Below are 16,764 nucleotides of genomic sequence, written 5' to 3' on the forward strand. Positions count from 1 at the left end.
GGTTTTCTTCCGATCGGCAGGTAATTCGGAAATCGCTGATAAAAAAGCTATCAATGCGATGTGGGGAAGCTTACGATCGGGGGCAATTTACCCCCGATCTAAACGGTATGTCCGTCTTTTATGAAATTGATGACCTGCGCGGGCATCGAATAAACACGGATGTGCTCTGTTACACAATTGCTCAAGTAGGAGGGTGCAGTCACGGCTCCTAAAATTGGAGACAAGAGGCGCTCGTCGCTTAGAAGGTGAGACCAAAGTTTCCGGCAGGAAACGCGTGGAACACAGTGACAGGAAACAGCGGCAAGGCGCCCCGAATCACTTGAATGAAATGTGTCAAACAAGAAGGGAGTCACAATCGTGACCACCGCAACGCAACCGCTGCAGTTTGAAGCCTGGAAAGGATTCGAGCCTGGTCCATGGACTGAAGGCATCAACGTCCGGGACTTCATCCAGCGCAACTACACTCCGTACGATGGAGACGCTTCCTTCCTCGCGGGCCCAACCGAAAAGACCCAGCGCACGTGGGACACCCTCGAAAAGGACTACCTGTCAGTAGAGCGCCAAAAGCGCATTTTCGATGTCGACACCCACACCCCAACCGACATCGATGCTTTCCCGGCCGGCTACATCTCTGAGGATGACGACGTCATCGTCGGCTTGCAGACCGACACTCCGCTCAAGCGTGCCATGATGCCAAACGGCGGCTGGCGCATGGTTGAGCAGGCCATCCGTGAGGCAGGCAAGGAGCCGGAGGAAGACATCAAGAAGATCTTCACCCGCTACCGCAAGACCCACAACGACGCCGTCTTCGATATCTACACCCCACGTATTCGTGCGGCTCGATCATCACACATCATCACCGGTCTGCCTGACGCATACGGTCGCGGCCGCATCATCGGTGACTACCGCCGCGTGGCTCTCTACGGTGTCGACTACCTGATTGCCGAGAAGGACGCTAAGAAGCATGAGGTCGGCGAGCTCGGATTCAGCGAACACTGGGCACGCTACCGCGAGGAGCATGCAGAGCAGATCAAGGCTCTGAAGAAGCTCAAGGCCATGGCTCAGTCCTACGGCTTCGACATCTCCGGTCCTGCAAAGACTGCTCACGAAGCTGTTCAGTGGACCTACTTCGGCTACTTGGCTTCCATCAAGTCCCAGGACGGCGCCGCAATGTCCATCGGCCGCCTGTCTGCATTCTTCGACTGCTACTTCGAGCGCGACCTCGCAGCCGGTATCATCACCGAAGAGGACGCACAGGAAATCATCGACCATCTCGTTCTGAAGCTGCGCATCGTTCGCTTCCTGCGCACCGAGGACTACGACCAGATCTTCTCCGGCGACCCATACTGGGCAACTTGGTCTGACGCTGGTTTCGGCAATGACGGCCGCCACATGGTCACCAAGACCTCCTTCCGTCTGCTGCAGACCCTGGTCAACCTTGGCCCGTCACCAGAGCCAAACATCACCATTTTCTGGGACCCAGCACTGCCAGAGGGCTACAAGAAGTTCTGTGCTCACATCTCGATCACCACTTCTTCCATTCAGTACGAGTCTGATAGGCAGATTCGTGAGCAGTGGGGCGACGACGCAGCGATTGCTTGCTGTGTTTCCCCGATGGAAGTTGGCAAGCAGATGCAGTTCTTCGGCGCTCGCGTCAACGCTGCAAAGGCCCTGCTCTACGCCATCAACGGCGGCCGCGACGAGGTTACCGGCAAGCAGGTTGTTGAGGGCTACGACGCTATCCAAGGCGACGGCCCGCTCGACTTCGACGAGGTTTGGAAGAAGTACGAGGAGATGCTCGACTGGGTAGTCGGCACCTACGTCGAGGCTCTGAACATCATCCACTACTGCCACGATAGGTACGCTTACGAGGCAGTCGAGATGGCGCTGCACGATTCCAACATCGTTCGCTCCATGGGCTGCGGCATCGCTGGCCTGTCCATCGTGGCTGACTCCCTGTCCGCCATCAAGTACGCCAAGGTGTACCCGGTCCGTGACGAGTCCGGCCTCATCGTTGACTACAAGACCGAGGGCGACTTCCCGTTCTACGGCAACGATGATGACCGCGCCGACGACATCGCCGCAACCATCGTCCACACCGTGATGGATAAGATTAAGGCCATCCCGATGTACCGCAACGCAATTCCAACCCAGTCCGTTCTGACCATTACCTCCAACGTGGTCTACGGCAAGGCAACCGGTGCTTTCCCATCCGGCCACAAGGCAGGCACCCCGTTCGCGCCGGGCGCAAACCCAGAGAACGGCGCTGACAGCCACGGCATGGTCGCTTCCATGCTGTCGGTGGGCAAGCTGGACTACAAGGATGCGTTGGACGGCATCTCGCTGACCAACACCATCACCCCGTCTGGTCTCGGCCGCACTCCGGAGGAGCGCATCGACAACCTGGTGGGCGTGCTGGACGCAGGCTTCATCATGGAGTCCAAGTAAGCCACCCCGGCAATCAAGTTTCCCCCATTCAACCTCAACTCACTTCAAGGAGTATCACCATGGCAACCCCAACTTTCGACGAGCGCTTGGCAGACATGAAGGCTAACCGCGACGAGCACCAGATGAACGCGGGCCTGTACCACGCAAACATCAACGTTCTGGACAAGGCAACCCTCGAGGACGCTGTCGAGCACCCAGAGAAGTACCCGAACCTGACCGTCCGTGTTTCTGGCTACGCAGTTAACTTCGTCAAGCTGACCAAGGAGCAGCAGCTCGACGTTATCTCCCGTACCTTCCACCAGGGTTCATAAAAAATGGCTGATGGCATTACTGGAGTCGTGCACCTCGACCCCCAAGCGGGCGAGAAGGTGCGCGGTGCGGCCGCCGGCCTAGGTACCGATAACTCCCTCGACGAGATCAAGCGCCCGGAGCTCATGGAGGCACGCCGTACTGGCGATATCGCCTTGGTGCACTCCTGGGAGCTGGTGACCTCCGTCGATGGTCCAGGTACCCGCATGACGATGTTCATGTCCGGTTGCCCACTGCGCTGTCAGTATTGCCACAACCCAGACACCATGGAGATGAAGGTGGGCACCCTCGAGCGCATCGAGGACGTCGTCAAGCGCATCAAGCGCTACAAGCCCATCTTCAAGACTTCCGGTGGCGGTCTGACCATCTCAGGTGGCGAGCCGTTGTTCCAGATTGCGTTCACGCGCCGCGTGCTCAAGGAAGTCCACGATGCGGGTATCCATACCACCATCGATACCTCGGGCTTTTTGGGTACGCGCCTGCGGGACGAAGACCTGGAAAACATCGATCTTGTGCTTCTCGACGTCAAGTCTGGCGACGAAGAAACCTACAAAAAGGTCACTCGCCGCGAGCTGCAGCCAACCATCGATTTCGGTGACCGGCTGTCGGCGATGGGTAAGCCGGTGTGGATCCGCTTCGTGGTGGTTCCAGGCCTGACGGATTCCCCGGAAAATGTGCGAAACGTCGCCAAGATCGTGGGGCGTTGGAGCAACAACGTCGAGCGTATCGAGGTGCTTCCGTTCCACAACATGGGTGCTGATAAGTGGCATGAACTGGGCTATCCGTACACCCTTGAGGATACGAAGCCGCCAAAGCCGGAGGATATCGAAGCAATTCGTGACGTCTTCCGCGACAAGGGCTTCACCGTTTACTAAACGAGTGTTCCCTGAATAAGAAAAGTTTTTAGCGCTGTGCCGTTTGGTACAGCGCTAAACTTTTATCCATGACTCGCCGTTTCGGATATCCAGTAAAAGAGCACACACTTTCCGTCCCTTGGGACTACAACGACCCGCAACAGGGCACGTTTGAGCTCTATGCCCGCGAAATCGGTGACCCGGATAAGCCCGCCATTCTCTATAACCAGGGCGGGCCAGGCTTCCCAGCCCCGCGTCCACTGGGGCCGACGGGCGTTATTGGGAAGGGCTTGGAGCGGTTTCGCTGGATCTTGATGGACCAGCGTGGCACGGGGCGCAGCTATCGCATTGATGAGCTTTCCGACGCCGCCGACTTAAGCGTCGATCGCCTTAAACTACTGCGCCAGGACAACATCGTGCGCGATGCGGAGCGGCTGCGTGAGTACCTTGGCATCGACAAGTGGTCTTTGTTCGGCCAGTCCTTTGGCGGATTCTGCATCACGAGCTATGTCTCCTTGTTCCCCGAGTCAGTGGACAAGGCCTTCCTGACCGGCGGCCTACCGACCTTGGACAAGGGCGCAGACGATCTTTACCGTTCCACGTTCACCAAGCTCAAAGTGCGCCAACAGCGCTTCTTCGACTACGTACCTTTCGCGCAGCAGCGCATCGCGGAAATCATCGATCACCTGGACAACTCGCAGGAGGTTTTGCCTACTGGGGAGCGCTTGAGCTCGCTTCGCTTCCGCACCATCGGCATCGAGCTGGGCCGCGGCTCCGGATTCGATTCCCTGGGCTACCTGCTTGAGGAGCCTTTCCGCACCGTGGGTGGGGAGAAGCACTTGCGCTCCGATTTCCTCCACGAGGTTGGTGCTCGCGTGAGCTTCCAGGGTGGGCCATTGTATGCGGCCATCCACGAATCCATTTATGGCAGTGTGGGCGGCCAGCACGTCACGGGCTGGGCGGCGCACCGCGTGCGCGAGGAGTTCCCGGAGTTTGCCGAGTCAGGCACGTGGCTGACAGGCGAGCACATCTTCCCGTGGCAGTTCGATGAGGATCCGGCGCTGCATGCGTTCAAGGATTCGGCAGAAGCGTTGGCGCAGTTTGAGTGGGATGCTGCGCCTTACGACGCCGCGGTATTGGGCAACGCTGAGGTGCAGGCCGCCGCAGCTGTCTATCTGGATGACATCTTCGTGCCCTTCGAAGAGGCGATGCAGACCGCTAGCGCCTACCGTGACCTGCGCCCAATGGTGACTAACAAGTTCCAACACAACGGAATCAGCCACGACGGCGAGGGCATTCTGGGCGACCTTTTCCACTTGGTTGATGACCACTAGAACGTCCGTTTGCGTCGGCCGGCCCCGGTCGGTCGTCGATCAGTTCCTGCGCCTGGCGGTGTCGGCACGACGCTGCATAGAGTGGAAGACGGAAAGCAGACGGCGGACTTGGCGCTCGCTGCATAGCCCCTTGTCTTATTCGGTAGCAGTTTCATTAAGTTTCTTCTTTTCTACTCGCGCACTTATTCAAGGTGTGGAAAGGTGAGGAGTAAATCAAGAATTGAATGAGGAATTGAACGAGAGGAAGAACCAATGATCGGAATGATTGTTGTTGGCGTTGTTCTGCTGGCGATTGTTTTGACCATTTTTGATGGTTATTTCATTGTCCGCACGCGAGAGGCGGCCATCGTGGAGCGCCTAGGCAAGTTCGTCACCGTGGCGCACGCTGGCCTGCACTTCAAGCTGCCGTGGGTTGATCGCGTGCGCGACAAGATCAGCCTGCAGGTGCGCCAGCTCGATGTCATGGTGGAGACCAAGACCAAGGACAACGTCTTCGTTCAGATTCCGGTCGCCGTTCAATACGAGGTTGTTCAAGGCCGCGAGCGCGAGGCCTACTACATGCTCTCCAACCACGAACAGCAGATCGTGGCCTACGTGCAGGATAACGTTCGTTCCTCGGTTGCCAATATGGACTTGGATGATTCCTTCTCATCCAAGGACACCATCGCGCAGAACGTCGCAATTTCTTTGCGCGATAACATGGCTGCATATGGCTGGCACTTCGTAAACACCCTGGTTACCGATATTCGTCCGGATACCCGCGTGCGCGAGTCGATGAATTCCATTAACGCTGCGCAGCGTGAGCGCGAGGCGGCTATCGCACAGGCTGAGGCGGAGAAGATTCGCGTGGTTAAAGAAGCCGAGGGCGCCGCTGAGGCAAAGAAGCTGCAGGGTCGCGGTGTGGCTGAGCAGCGTAAGGAAATTGTCGAGGGTATCGCGCAGCAGTACGAGATGCTGCGTGCGGCTGGCGTTCAGGAAAACCCAGAGACCCTGATGCTGGTTTCCCAGTACCTGGACGCGATGGTCGACGTCGCCGACCGTTCTCACACTAACGTCCTTTACATGCCGTCCAACCCAGGCGGCATGCAGGATCTCTTCGGCGGCATGCGCGACGTACTGCTGTCGACTCAGGCTATTAACAACGAAGCCTCTGGTGGGCTCGACCGCGAGCAGCGCGAGCGCTTGGAGCAGCTGCGTGCGCAGAAGGCGCAGCGCGCGCAGCAGGCGGCGCGCGAGGCGCAGCAGCAAGCCCAACAGAGCGCGCAGGCTATTGAGCAGCCGCCGTACTCCGGCGGTGCACCACAGAGCAATACACCGCAGACGGCACGCCAGTATTTCGACGAGCTGCGTGACCAGCTCAAGGGCGATAACTAGGGCGATTACTAAAACAAAAAGCTGGCTCCACTCAATGACTCATTGTCAACGAGTGGAGCCAGCTTTGTTTGCGGCTGAGGCTTTACTCGGTGTAGCCGATGTCTTCGACCTCGAGTACAGCGAAGGAAGCAGCACCGAAGTTAGCTAGCTTCGGGCTGGTAGCGACCATGGCCGGGCCGTTGTAGATAGGCATGATGCCATAGGTGGACAGAGCCTCACGCTCCAGCTCGTTGCCCTTCTTGATCTGCTCGTCAGGATCTGCGATCTTGGCCAGCTCTTCGATCTTCTTATCCATCTCCGGGGTACCGGTGCCGGACTTGTTCAGCTCGGAGTCGGAGCGGTAGACCTGACCAAAGTACGCGATGCCGAATGGATCGCCGGCGGTGAACCCCATCGGGAAGATATCGAAATCCTTCTTGGTGGCGATCTCCGAGAAGTCGGAGGAAGGACGCTCTTCGACCTTCAGATCGATTCCGATGTCCTTGAGCATCTTCTGCGTTGCGGTGGCCATTGCTTTGCTAATGACGCTGTCACCTAGCAGGGTATAGCGCAGCGAGAGCTTCTTGCCGCTCTTCTCGCGGATTCCGTCGGCTCCTTCCTTCCAGCCGGCTTCTTCCAGCAGCGACTTGGCCTTTTCGGCGTCGAACTTCACGACGGCACCAACGTTGTCCTCGTAGCCCTTCTGGGTCTGATAGAGGTTGAGGGAGCCCGGCAGCTCTTCCTTGTAACCGTTGAGACCGTTGAAACGAATGGCTGCCAACTGGGAGCGATCGATGCCGGTCAACACTGCCTCGCGGACCTTGATGTCCTTCAGCATCTCGTTGCCAGAGTTCAAAACAATCAGGGAGTTAGAAGGCATCATTGCGGTGCGGATCTCAATGTCATTCATGTCCTTAACCGCAGCTAGGCGATCCTTATTGCCCACGCCGGTGGCGTCGATTTCGCCTGCCTTGAAGGCATTGATGGAAGCTTGGTCTTCCATCTGGCGGTAGGTGACTTTGTCCAGGAATGGCTTGTCACCCCACCACTTTTCGTTTGGCACGAAGGAAACCGTGCCACCGACGAAGTCGACGTTGTCGACCTTGAACGGGCCAGCACCCCACTCTGGGCGCAGCTTGCCCAGGTATGCCTTGTTGAACTTCTCTGCGGAGTCGACCTGCGGAGGAAGCAAGAAGTTGAACAGGCCCTGCCACCATGGGTATGCATGCTTGTAGGTGACCACAGCTTGCTTGTCGGTCTTGCCCTTGGTCACAGATTCGATGAGCTCGTAACCTTCGGTGCTGGAGACATTGAGGGACTCGTCCTCGCCGTTGTTGTACTTCCAGGTGTGCTCGAAGGACTTCCAGTCAATCGGCGTGCCGTCGTTGTACTGGGCCTTGTCATGGATGGTGTAGGTGATGACGGTCTTGCCGTCCTTCTCCTCTTCTTTGATGTCGGTGATGTAGTCGTTGTTGGGGTGGAACTCACCGGAGCCGTCGAAAAGCCCGATTTGCGGGTTGTAGTACTTCCACACATCGCTGGTATACCGGGTGCCGTCAGCCTGGAATGGGTTTTCCTGCTGGGAAATCTCATCCAGTGCCAGGCGAAGTTCGCCGCCTTCCTTCAGCTCGGAGCGGTCCTTTGGGTTGTAGGAACCGTTGAGCTTGACGTCGATGGCTTCGCCCGAGGAGCCTGAATCGCTGCTAGAGCAGCCGGAGATGACGAGAGCGGAGGCAGTGATGACCGCCAAAGTAGCATTACGGAGCTTAAGGTTCATGGTTCGAATCTTCCTTGTGAGAGGGGGAGGAATTACAAAGAGATGAAATATTAAGTTTTAGGTCGAGCGTGGGGTTTCTAGGAGGCATGTTCCTCGTAGATCACCCGCTTGCGGTTGCGTTCCACGGCAGGATCCGGGATAGGGATAGCGGACAGCAGCGCCTTGGTATATGCGTGCTGCGGGTTATCGAAGACCTCGTCGGTGGCGCCGTATTCCACGAAGTCGCCCTTGTACATGACGGCGACTTTGTCGGAAAGATTGCGCACCACGGATAGGTCGTGAGCTACGAAGACCAGGGAGATGCCCAGGCGGTTCTTCAGGTCATGCAGCAGATTGATGATGCCGGCCTGGATGGACACGTCCAGAGCAGAAACAGGCTCGTCGAGGACGATGATTGACGGGCTTGTAGCCAGTGCGCGGGCCAGGCCGATGCGCTGACGCTGACCGCCAGAGAAGTGCCCCGGGAAGCGGTCTACTTGATGAGATTCCAAGCCGACGAGCTTCATTAGCTCGCTCACACGCTTGCCGACGTCGCCTTCGTAACCCAACGATTCCAGTGGTTCCGCGATGATCTCGCGGATTGTCATGCGCGGGTTCAGCGAGCTCATTGGGTCCTGGAAGACGATCTGGATGTCTTTACGCAGGCTGCGGCGAGCTGAGCTGCTAAGACCGGAGGTGTCGGTGCCGTTAACAACGATGGTGGAACCCTTAGGTGGGTTAAGATCCATGATTTCCAGCAGGGTGGTGGTCTTGCCGGAACCGGATTCGCCCACGATGGCGAAGCACTCGCCCTGGTGCACTGTGAAGCTGATGTTGTTGACCGCATGCACGGTGCCCACGCGACGCTTGAGGATGGCGCCCTTGATGAGCGGGAATTCCTTGACGAGGTTTTCTACCTCTAGGGTCACGGGGCGCTCGTCATACGGGGTATCGCCTAGGGCATCGGGGGAAATCTGTGGCAGCGGGTATATTCGCTCGCCACCGATGCTGCCCTGATTGATCTCATCGGAACGCAGGCAAGCAGCGGCGTGCTGCGGGGCGTCGTCAAGCGCGCGCAATTCAGGCTCCTGCTTCCAGCAGCCTTCCTGTGCCACGGGGCAGCGGGCAGCAAACGAGCATTCCGGCACAATCTCGATTAGGCGCGGCGGGGTGCCGTTGATGGGCACCAGCGGCTCGTCGCTTGACTTGTCCACGCGCGGGGTAGAACCGAGTAGTCCCACTGTGTAAGGCATCTTGGGGTTGGTAAAGATGGTGTCTACGTCGCCATATTCGACGGCGCGGCCAGCGTACATTACGAGGACATCGTCAGCAGTGCCCGCCACAACGCCCATGTCGTGGGTAATCATGATGACCGCTGCTCCGGTTTCGCGTTGGGCGACCTTGAGCACCTCAAGAATCTGCGCTTGGATGGTGACGTCGAGAGCGGTGGTTGGCTCGTCGGCGATGATGACTTTGGGGTTGTTGGCCATCGCGATAGCGATGACCACGCGCTGGCGCATACCGCCGGAGAATTCATGCGGGAAGGACTTGATGCGCTTTTCAGGCTCAGGGATACCCACCAAATCCAGAAGGCGGATGGCCTCTTGCTCGGCTTCCTTATCCGATAGTGAGCGGTGAATCTGGATGGCTTCCTTGAGCTGGTCACCGATGGAAAAGACGGGAGTCAGCGAAGAGAGTGGATCCTGGAAAATCATGGCGATGTCTTGGCCACGGATTTCGGACATCTTTTTGTCGGACATTCCGATGAGCTCAGTACCCTTGAATTTTACGGAGCCTTCCACCTTGGCGTATTCAGGCAGCAAGCCCATCACCGCCATGGAGGTCACAGATTTGCCGGAGCCGGACTCACCGACAATGGCGAGGGTGCGGCCAGGCAGAAGATCGAAGTTGACGCCACGCACGGCGTGGACCGAACCTGCCTCAGAAGGGAAGGTGACGGCGAGGTCGCGGACTTGCAGCAATGGGGTAGTAGGCGTTGTCATGCTCGGCCTCCGGAGTTCGAGTTGGGGTCAATGGCATCGCGCAGGCCATCCGCGATGAATGCCATGGACACAGTGAGTAGGGTCAGCACGCCCGCTGGGAAGTAGAACTGCCAAGGCGAAGATTCGACGGCGTTGGCGCCGACGGAAAGCAGCGTGCCCAAAGAGACGTCGGGAAGCTTCACGCCCAAACCCAAGAAGGACAGTGCTGTTTCTGACATGACGGTGCTCACGACGCCCAGTGCGAACTGGATGATGAGCAGCGATCCGATGTTGGGCACGATGTGGCGAACGATGGTGCGAAAGCGCGATACGCCCATGTAGTCGGCCGCTCGCACGTAGTCGTTTTCGCGCACGGACAGCGCCATCGCCCAAATAACACGGGCGGGGTACATCCAGCCAAAGGCGATGAGGACCACGATGAGCAGCTTCCAGTCGCCGCCGGAGTCTGCCACCACGAGGGCGATGAGCAGGAAGGTCGGGATGGCGAGCAAGAAGTGGATAATAGCCAGAATCGCCTTTTCGATGTGTCCGCCGTACATGGCTGCGGCCGCGCCGATGAGTGCCGAAAGGACGGTCGTGGCAATGGAGACGACCAACGCGATGATGAGCGATCGGCCCAGACCGTGCACGGTTTGGGCGAAGAGGTCGTTGCCGGAATCGGTGGTGCCAAACCAGTGCTCCGGCGAAGGCCCTGTGGCGAGGTTCAAGAAGTCAGGCTCGTCGAAAGGCCACTTGGCAACAAGGCCGCCGAAAAGAGACAGCAAGGTTAGAAGCAGGAAGATGATTGCGCCGATTAAAGCGAACTTGTTGCGGAAGAAGCGCCGCGTGTACAGCTTCAGCTTCGACGTGCCGCGGAATACCTCTTCCTTTTCGTCTCCGTCGTTGCCTGTGAATTGGCGGCGTTGGGCGTCATCGACGTCAACACCGGAAGCCAGTGCAGATTGGGCGCTTGGCTCCGAGGCCATGCTGAAGTCGGCCGTGGCGGTGTGTGGGCGAACACCGAGGTTATCCGCCGCGGAGTCGATAGCGAGGTCGTTGCGGCGATGGCGTTCTGGGTGGCGTGCCGAAGCGCGAGGAGTCGTGGACTTTTTCTCTGGGGACATTTAGCTCACCCTCACTCGTGGGTCGAGTGCTACAACGACGAGGTCAGCAAGAATTGCAGAGAATGCAATCATCACTGCGCCGAAGGCGGCGACCGCGGTGGTGCCGTTGACGTCGTTGCGGCTGATGGTTTCGATGAAGTACTGGCCCATGCCTTTCCACGCGAAGATCTGCTCGGTCATGATCGCGCCAGTGAAGATTCCAGGCACAGAGAAAGCAACTGACGTTGCCACCGGGATGATCGAGGTTCTTAGTGCGTGCTTGCGGATGGCTTGAGCACGGGTTAGCCCTTTCGCGCGGGCAGTGCGAACGTAGTCGGCATTGAGGTTGTCCAGCAGGAGAGTGCGCTGCATCATGTGGTAGCCGGCGTAGCTGATGACGACCAGGGCGATGGTGGGCAGGATGAGGTGCTGGGCGTAGTCGATCAGCTTGGGGATAAAACCAGTGGTGTCCGGAATAGCAGAGCCAGTGACGTAGACGATGCGGTGCCCAGTCACACGGTTTAGCCACAGGCCACCTGCGACCACCAAGATAGAAGCGACAACGACGTGGGTGTTCATCGTGATGATGGATATGCCCTGCCATACGCGGTCGGCAGCCTTGTACTGGCGCGCAGCGGTGTAGACGCCCAAAGCAACACCGATGACAACAGAAAGCACGGTTGCTAGGAGGAGAAGCTGGGCAGACACGAGCGCACGGTGGCCGATTTGGGCGCTGACTGGGTCTCCCAAAGGGGAGCTGCCCCAGTCCCAGTGGAACAAAATCCCACTAAACCAGTTCCACCAGCGCTCGAGGAGGGGTGTTTCTGGGTCGAGGCCCAATGGCTGGAGGATATTGGAGATTTCTTCTGGCCGAAGAGGCGGGTTACGGCCAATGTAATTGGAACGCGGATCAAGGAATGTGGCCGCGAGAAGGTAAGCGATGTTGGTCGCGAGGAAGATAACTAGCAACCAGCTAGCGGTCTTCTTCAGGATGTATTTGAACATCGGGTTTTCCGTTCGCAGAGTCGACAGTTGAGAGTTGCGTCTTTGAGTCCCTCGACACACATGGGAGAAAATGTGACTTGGCTATCAATTTCGCTGACGTTGATACTAGGAAATTGGAAAAGGGTTGGCCGCCTATTTGCCCAATTTTTTAAAGTTTGGGGGTAAAACTTATTAGCCCCGGATTGTATTTATTCCAGGGCATGATATCGGCCGTTGCTTTGCTTGGGTGCTCACGTTTCCCGCGGCATACAGGCTTATTGTCTAAAAGGTGTGCCCTATTTTAGGGTCAAACTATGCGCAAAATATGCAGATTCATGGCAGGTAGAATGTGGGGGTAGCTCAAGGGCAGGTAGCTAGCTGGCTAGCTAGGGCGTCATGTTCGGCCTGTGTTACCCACAGTCCGTAGATAGCTTTAACTTCAATGATTTTCTGCGCGTAGGTGCAGCGGTATTCCTTGCTTGGCGGCAGCCAGGTTGCTGCGTCGCCTGCGGATTTCTGCTGATTAAGTGGGCCGTCGACCGCGAGGAGGTTGCGCGGGTCGTTGGCAAAGTCGCGGCGCTTTTCTGGTGACCATTCTTGGGCGCCTTTTTGCCAGGCGTCGGCAAGCGGCACGATGTGATCAATCTGTACCAACTCGGAGGTGCCTTGCCCGCGCTGGAAGCTGATCTCAGTGTCGGAATAGGGATCGTGCAGCGTACCTGTCAGGATCACGCAGTCATGAGTGTTTTCTTTGAGCGTGATATCTACGAGGTCACGGCGCAGAATGTCGTTTCGCGTATCGCAGCCGTTGTGGCCAAATTCCACTGTGACATCGTCAGACCACGCCTGCCCGAACTGCTCACGTTCGTAGTCAGTCTTTGGCGCGCGGCCCTTAACCGGCAGAGCGTTGAGCTGTTCTGATGCTGGATTTGGTGCAGGTGTCGCAGGGGGTTCGGGTGCTGCCGAAGCTGCGTCTGAAGCTGTTGCTGGAGCCGGTGCCGTGGGGTTGTTGGGTATATTGTCCAGACTATCGTTTGCAGTGGTTGTGGGCGCAGTCGCTGAGGTGGACGAAGTCGGGGCGTCGAGAGTTGCGCCAAAGATGACGAGAGCTACGACGATGAGGTTGAGGATGCCGACTATGTAGTACGGGCGAAAAGGGGAGCGGGCTGCCATGATGGGGATGATTTTAGCGGCTAGACTGGCGCCGGTAATGAGTATCGATAGGTTCTTTGATGAATACACGCAACAGCGCGGGATTGTCCGCAGTGCGCTTGTGGTTCCGGCGAGTGCATGCGAGATTTATGCAGAGGTAGAGCCCGAAGGTCCTGCCGGGGAAGGCGTGCGCCGGGGCCAATCGCGCGTGGAACTAAAGCGTGCTGAAGAGCTAGTTTCCCAGTTCTTGGGTGATTTCTAGCCGCATTTCACAGGCGAACGCTTGGTCAACCACCTAGACGGCGAACCCTTCGCGCTGTCATTTTCAGGCCAGGGCTATGCCTGGCTTCCCAATCTGCAGGCGGAAGAGGTCCTCGAGCCACTCGCAGACGATCTCGCCGCCGCCCAGGTTGGTGTGCTTAGCCCTGGGAAAGGATAAAAACCTTTAGGACCGCGGTTTAGGGAGGGCACCCCAGCTTGTGGGGTAGCCCTCTTCTTGTGTGTCGTTCGCGCAAAACGGGGGTGAAATTCGCCGCGAAAGTGCCAGCGTGTTCCGTCTGAAACGATAAAGATGCAGGTCATGGGGTTTGAGTAGCTGCTTGCGGTGGGGCACTATGCAAGAGTGAAGTTCAACGTTAAAGCAAACAAGATTGTGGGAACTGTGGCTTTGGTAGTCGCACTTGGGGGATGTTCGGCTACTGGTGGTGCCCCGCGTGCTGACGAAGAAGGCGGCCTCGCCGGGGGAGTGGACACCGAGCGCATCGTGGTGTCGATGATCTCCCACGGCGCCCCCGGTGATACCTACTGGGACTTGGTCCGCAAGGGCGCCGAGGACGCTGCCAAGAAAGACAACATCGAGCTGCGCTACTCCTCCGACCCGCAGGCACCGAACCAGGCTAACCTCGTCCAATCCGCCATCGATTCCGGCGTCGACGGCATCGCCGTAACCATGCCGAACGCGGGCGCCATCGGCCCAGTGGCCAAGAAAGCTTCCGAGGCTGGAATTCCCACCGTCGGCCTGAACGCCGGCATGGATGAGTATCAAAAGTACGGCATGAGCGCCTTCTTTGGTCAAGAAGAAAAGGTTGCTGGCAACAAGGCGGGCGAGCGCCTGAAATCCCAGGGCGCGAAGCACACGCTGTGCGTTATCCACGAGCAAGGCAACAAGTCCCAGGAGGACCGCTGCGCGGGTCTCAAGAAGGGGCAGGGCAGCAAGGTGGAACTGCTCTACGTCAACGGTCAGGATCTCACCGCCGCGCAGTCCACGCTGAACGCGAAGCTCGCTCAGGATAAGTCCATCGATTGGGTCATGGCGCTCCAGGCGCCCGTCGCGCTTCGCGCGGTCGACGCTATTGCCGACGCCGGTGCATCCGCCAAGGTCGCCACCTTCGATACCAACGCTGAGCTTGTCGACGCCATCGCCCAAGGCGACGTCGCCTGGGCCGTGGATCAGCAGCCTTATATGCAGGGCTACCTCGCAGTTGATGCGCTGTGGCTTGCGCACCGCAATGGTTCGACCGTCGGCGGTGGACGCCCGGTCTATACCGGCCCATCCTTCGTTGACGAGAACAACGTCGACGTGATTTCTGAATCTGCGAAGGAAGGCCTGCGATGACAGTTCGGACCACGCAAGTAGCAAACACCGCGGCTAAAGATGCGGCAAAGGGTGAGGAAAATACGGCGTCGCCAAGCGCGGATGGAAGGCTGCACAAGCGCAGCCTGGGTACGAGAATCATGCGCCGCCCCGAGCTGGCCAGCGTGCTCGGCGCGCTCGTCATCTTCGCGCTGTTTATGGCAGTCGCGCCCTCGTTCCGCTCGATGGAGGCCTTCTCCACGGTGCTCTATGCCAGCTCCACGCTCGGCATCGTCGCGCTCGCCGTGGGTCTTTTGATGATTGGTAACGAGTTTGACTTATCGTCCGGCGTTGCCGTAACCACTGCGGCGCTGGTGGCCACCATGCTCAACTACAACCTGCACCTAAACTCCTGGGTAGGCGCGGGGCTCTCGCTGCTGGTCGCGCTTTCCATCGGTGCCTTAAATGGCCTGCTTGTGGTGCACACGAAGATTGATTCCTTCCTTATCACTCTCGCTGCTTTCCTAATGTTGCAAGGCTTAAACCTCGCAGTGACGAAGCTGATTACCGGCCAGGTTGCCACCCCGTCCATTGCGGATATGGAGGGCTTTCCCACAGCGCAGACCATATTCGCCGGGACCATCCACATCGGTACACTCAGCATTCGTGCCACCGTCTTGTGGTGGATTTTCTTCGTGGCGCTGGCCTCCTTCGTGCTGTACAAGACCCGCTTTGGTAACTGGGTCTTTGCCGTCGGCGGCGATGCAGAAGCAGCGCGCGCGGTAGGCGTTCCGGTGCGCCGCGTGAAGGTGATTTTGTTTATGCTCGTCGGCTTCGCCGCATGGTTCGTCGGCATGCATACCCTCTTTGCCTTTGACTCCATCCAGGCGGGCCAAGGCATTGGTAACGAGTTCCTCTACATCATCGCGGCCGTCATCGGCGGCTGCTCCATGACTGGCGGGCGCGGTACGGCCGTGGGCACCGCTATTGGTGCAGTCATTTTCGGCATGACCAACCAAGGCATCGTGTATGCCGGCTGGAACCCGGACTGGTTCAAGTTCTTCCTCGGCGCCATGTTGCTGTTTGCGGTGCTGACCAATAGTTCCGTGGCTAATTTCAACAAGCGAAAGTAGGGCAGACCATCATGACTACTACAGCTATTGAGCTGCGTGAGATTGAGCAAACATTCGGCAACTTTCAGGCGCTGCGCGGGATTTCCATGAAACTGGTCCCTGGCACGGTCACGTGCGTGCTGGGCGATAACGGCGCCGGCAAGTCCACGCTGATAAAAATTTTGTCCGGCCTGAACACTCCAACAGGCGGGCAGCTGCTTGTCGACGACGCGCCCACCACCTTCTCTAACCCCCGCGACGCGTTGGACGCGGGCATTGCCACCGTCTATCAAGACTTGGCACTCGTGCCGCAGCTTTCGGTTTGGCGTAACTTCTTCTTAGGCCAAGAGCTCACGGGCCGTTTCGGCGGCCTGCAGGAGAATAAGATGCGCGCCATCGCCCGCGAGCAGCTGGCGCAGATGGGCGTGGAGCTGCCCGACATCGACGTCGAGTTGGAGGCGCTTTCCGGCGGGCAGCGCCAGGTGGTCGCGATTGCCCGCGCCATCTACTTCGGCGCGCGCTACATCGTGCTGGACGAGCCGACTGCGGCACTAGGCGTCAAGCAATCCGGCATGGTGCTGCGCTTTATCGCGGCGGCCAAGCAGCGCGGCATGGGCGTGGTCTTTATTACCCACAACCCGCAGCACGCTTACCTGGTGGGAGATCGCTTCGTGGTCTTGAACCTTGGCGAGGTGGCACTGAACGCTGACAAGGCCGACGCGAGCGTCGAAGAGCTGACGAAGTGGATGGCCGGTGGCGCAGAGATGGAAACCCTCAAGGCGGAGTTGGCCAGCTAGAATAAGC

General features: G+C 58.3%; 15 protein-coding genes. 10 read left to right on the top strand and 5 right to left on the bottom strand.

The genetic code is table 11. From position 1 onward, the window contains the following. The first annotated feature begins 357 nt into the window (after positions 1-357). From pflB to HMPREF3155_RS07565, 5 genes are all read left to right on the top strand, one after another. Positions 358-2,448: a formate C-acetyltransferase gene (gene pflB, locus HMPREF3155_RS07545; RefSeq protein WP_061924377.1), complete on the top strand. Its 2,091-nt coding sequence runs from the start codon at positions 358-360 to the stop codon at positions 2,446-2,448. 59 nt (positions 2,449-2,507) lie between these two features. Next, complete coding sequence (gene grcA2 / locus HMPREF3155_RS13385; RefSeq protein ID WP_061924374.1) at positions 2,508-2,759, top strand: autonomous glycyl radical cofactor GrcA2; 252 nt, start codon at positions 2,508-2,510, stop codon at positions 2,757-2,759. 3 nt (positions 2,760-2,762) lie between these two features. Further along, positions 2,763-3,632, top strand: a complete 870-nt coding sequence (gene pflA, locus HMPREF3155_RS07555; protein ID WP_061924371.1) for a pyruvate formate-lyase-activating protein — start codon at positions 2,763-2,765, stop codon at positions 3,630-3,632. A 68-nt stretch (positions 3,633-3,700) separates the two neighbouring features. Next, entirely contained in the window at positions 3,701-4,945 is a 1,245-nt protein-coding gene (locus HMPREF3155_RS07560; protein ID WP_061924368.1) for an alpha/beta fold hydrolase, read from the top strand. Between the two features lie 252 nt (positions 4,946-5,197). After that, a complete protein-coding gene (locus HMPREF3155_RS07565) occupies positions 5,198-6,319 on the top strand; it encodes an SPFH domain-containing protein (protein ID WP_061924365.1) in 1,122 nt (373 codons plus the stop codon). An 82-nt stretch (positions 6,320-6,401) separates the two neighbouring features. Here HMPREF3155_RS07565 and HMPREF3155_RS07570 read toward each other — a convergent pair whose 3' ends face one another. The 5 genes from HMPREF3155_RS07570 to HMPREF3155_RS07590 form a co-directional block, all read right to left on the bottom strand. Beyond that, on the bottom strand, positions 6,402-8,075 hold the full coding sequence (locus HMPREF3155_RS07570; protein ID WP_061924361.1) for an ABC transporter family substrate-binding protein: 1,674 nt from the start codon (positions 8,073-8,075) through the stop codon (positions 6,402-6,404). A gap of 77 nt (positions 8,076-8,152) precedes the next feature. Then, on the bottom strand, positions 8,153-10,057 hold the full coding sequence (locus tag HMPREF3155_RS07575; protein ID WP_070432974.1) for an ABC transporter ATP-binding protein: 1,905 nt from the start codon (positions 10,055-10,057) through the stop codon (positions 8,153-8,155). After that, a complete protein-coding gene (locus tag HMPREF3155_RS07580; protein ID WP_061924355.1) occupies positions 10,054-11,160 on the bottom strand; it encodes an ABC transporter permease in 1,107 nt (368 codons plus the stop codon). Before HMPREF3155_RS07580 ends, HMPREF3155_RS07575 begins: the two co-directional genes overlap by 4 nt. Next, positions 11,161-12,144, bottom strand: a complete 984-nt coding sequence (locus tag HMPREF3155_RS07585) for an ABC transporter permease (protein WP_061924351.1) — start codon at positions 12,142-12,144, stop codon at positions 11,161-11,163. Positions 12,145-12,483: 339 nt separating this feature from the next. Beyond that, the gene (locus HMPREF3155_RS07590) at positions 12,484-13,296 is read right to left on the bottom strand and encodes an HNH endonuclease family protein (protein WP_070432975.1); all 813 of its coding nucleotides are present in this window, start codon (positions 13,294-13,296) and stop codon (positions 12,484-12,486) included. A 37-nt stretch (positions 13,297-13,333) separates the two neighbouring features. Here HMPREF3155_RS07590 and HMPREF3155_RS07595 point away from each other — a divergent pair, with 37 nt between their 5' ends. The 5 genes from HMPREF3155_RS07595 to HMPREF3155_RS07610 all read left to right on the top strand — a co-directional run bounded on the left by HMPREF3155_RS07595 (position 13,334) and on the right by HMPREF3155_RS07610 (position 16,757). Then, the gene (locus tag HMPREF3155_RS07595; protein ID WP_141741026.1) at positions 13,334-13,537 is read left to right on the top strand and encodes a hypothetical protein; all 204 of its coding nucleotides are present in this window, start codon (positions 13,334-13,336) and stop codon (positions 13,535-13,537) included. Positions 13,538-13,558: 21 nt separating this feature from the next. Continuing rightward, positions 13,559-13,714, top strand: a complete 156-nt coding sequence (locus HMPREF3155_RS13045; protein WP_158510293.1) for a hypothetical protein — start codon at positions 13,559-13,561, stop codon at positions 13,712-13,714. A gap of 183 nt (positions 13,715-13,897) precedes the next feature. Then, on the top strand, positions 13,898-14,890 hold the full coding sequence (locus HMPREF3155_RS07600) for a substrate-binding domain-containing protein (protein WP_061924340.1): 993 nt from the start codon (positions 13,898-13,900) through the stop codon (positions 14,888-14,890). 119 nt (positions 14,891-15,009) lie between these two features. Next, positions 15,010-15,981, top strand: coding sequence for an ABC transporter permease (locus tag HMPREF3155_RS07605; protein WP_201040752.1), 972 nt, complete (start codon positions 15,010-15,012; stop codon positions 15,979-15,981). 11 nt (positions 15,982-15,992) lie between these two features. Beyond that, positions 15,993-16,757: an ATP-binding cassette domain-containing protein gene (locus HMPREF3155_RS07610; RefSeq protein ID WP_061924336.1), complete on the top strand. Its 765-nt coding sequence runs from the start codon at positions 15,993-15,995 to the stop codon at positions 16,755-16,757. Positions 16,758-16,764 lie beyond the last annotated feature (7 nt).

This window comes from Corynebacterium sp. HMSC06D04, from assembly GCF_001807315.1.
GTDB classification, from domain to species: domain Bacteria; phylum Actinomycetota; class Actinomycetes; order Mycobacteriales; family Mycobacteriaceae; genus Corynebacterium; species Corynebacterium simulans.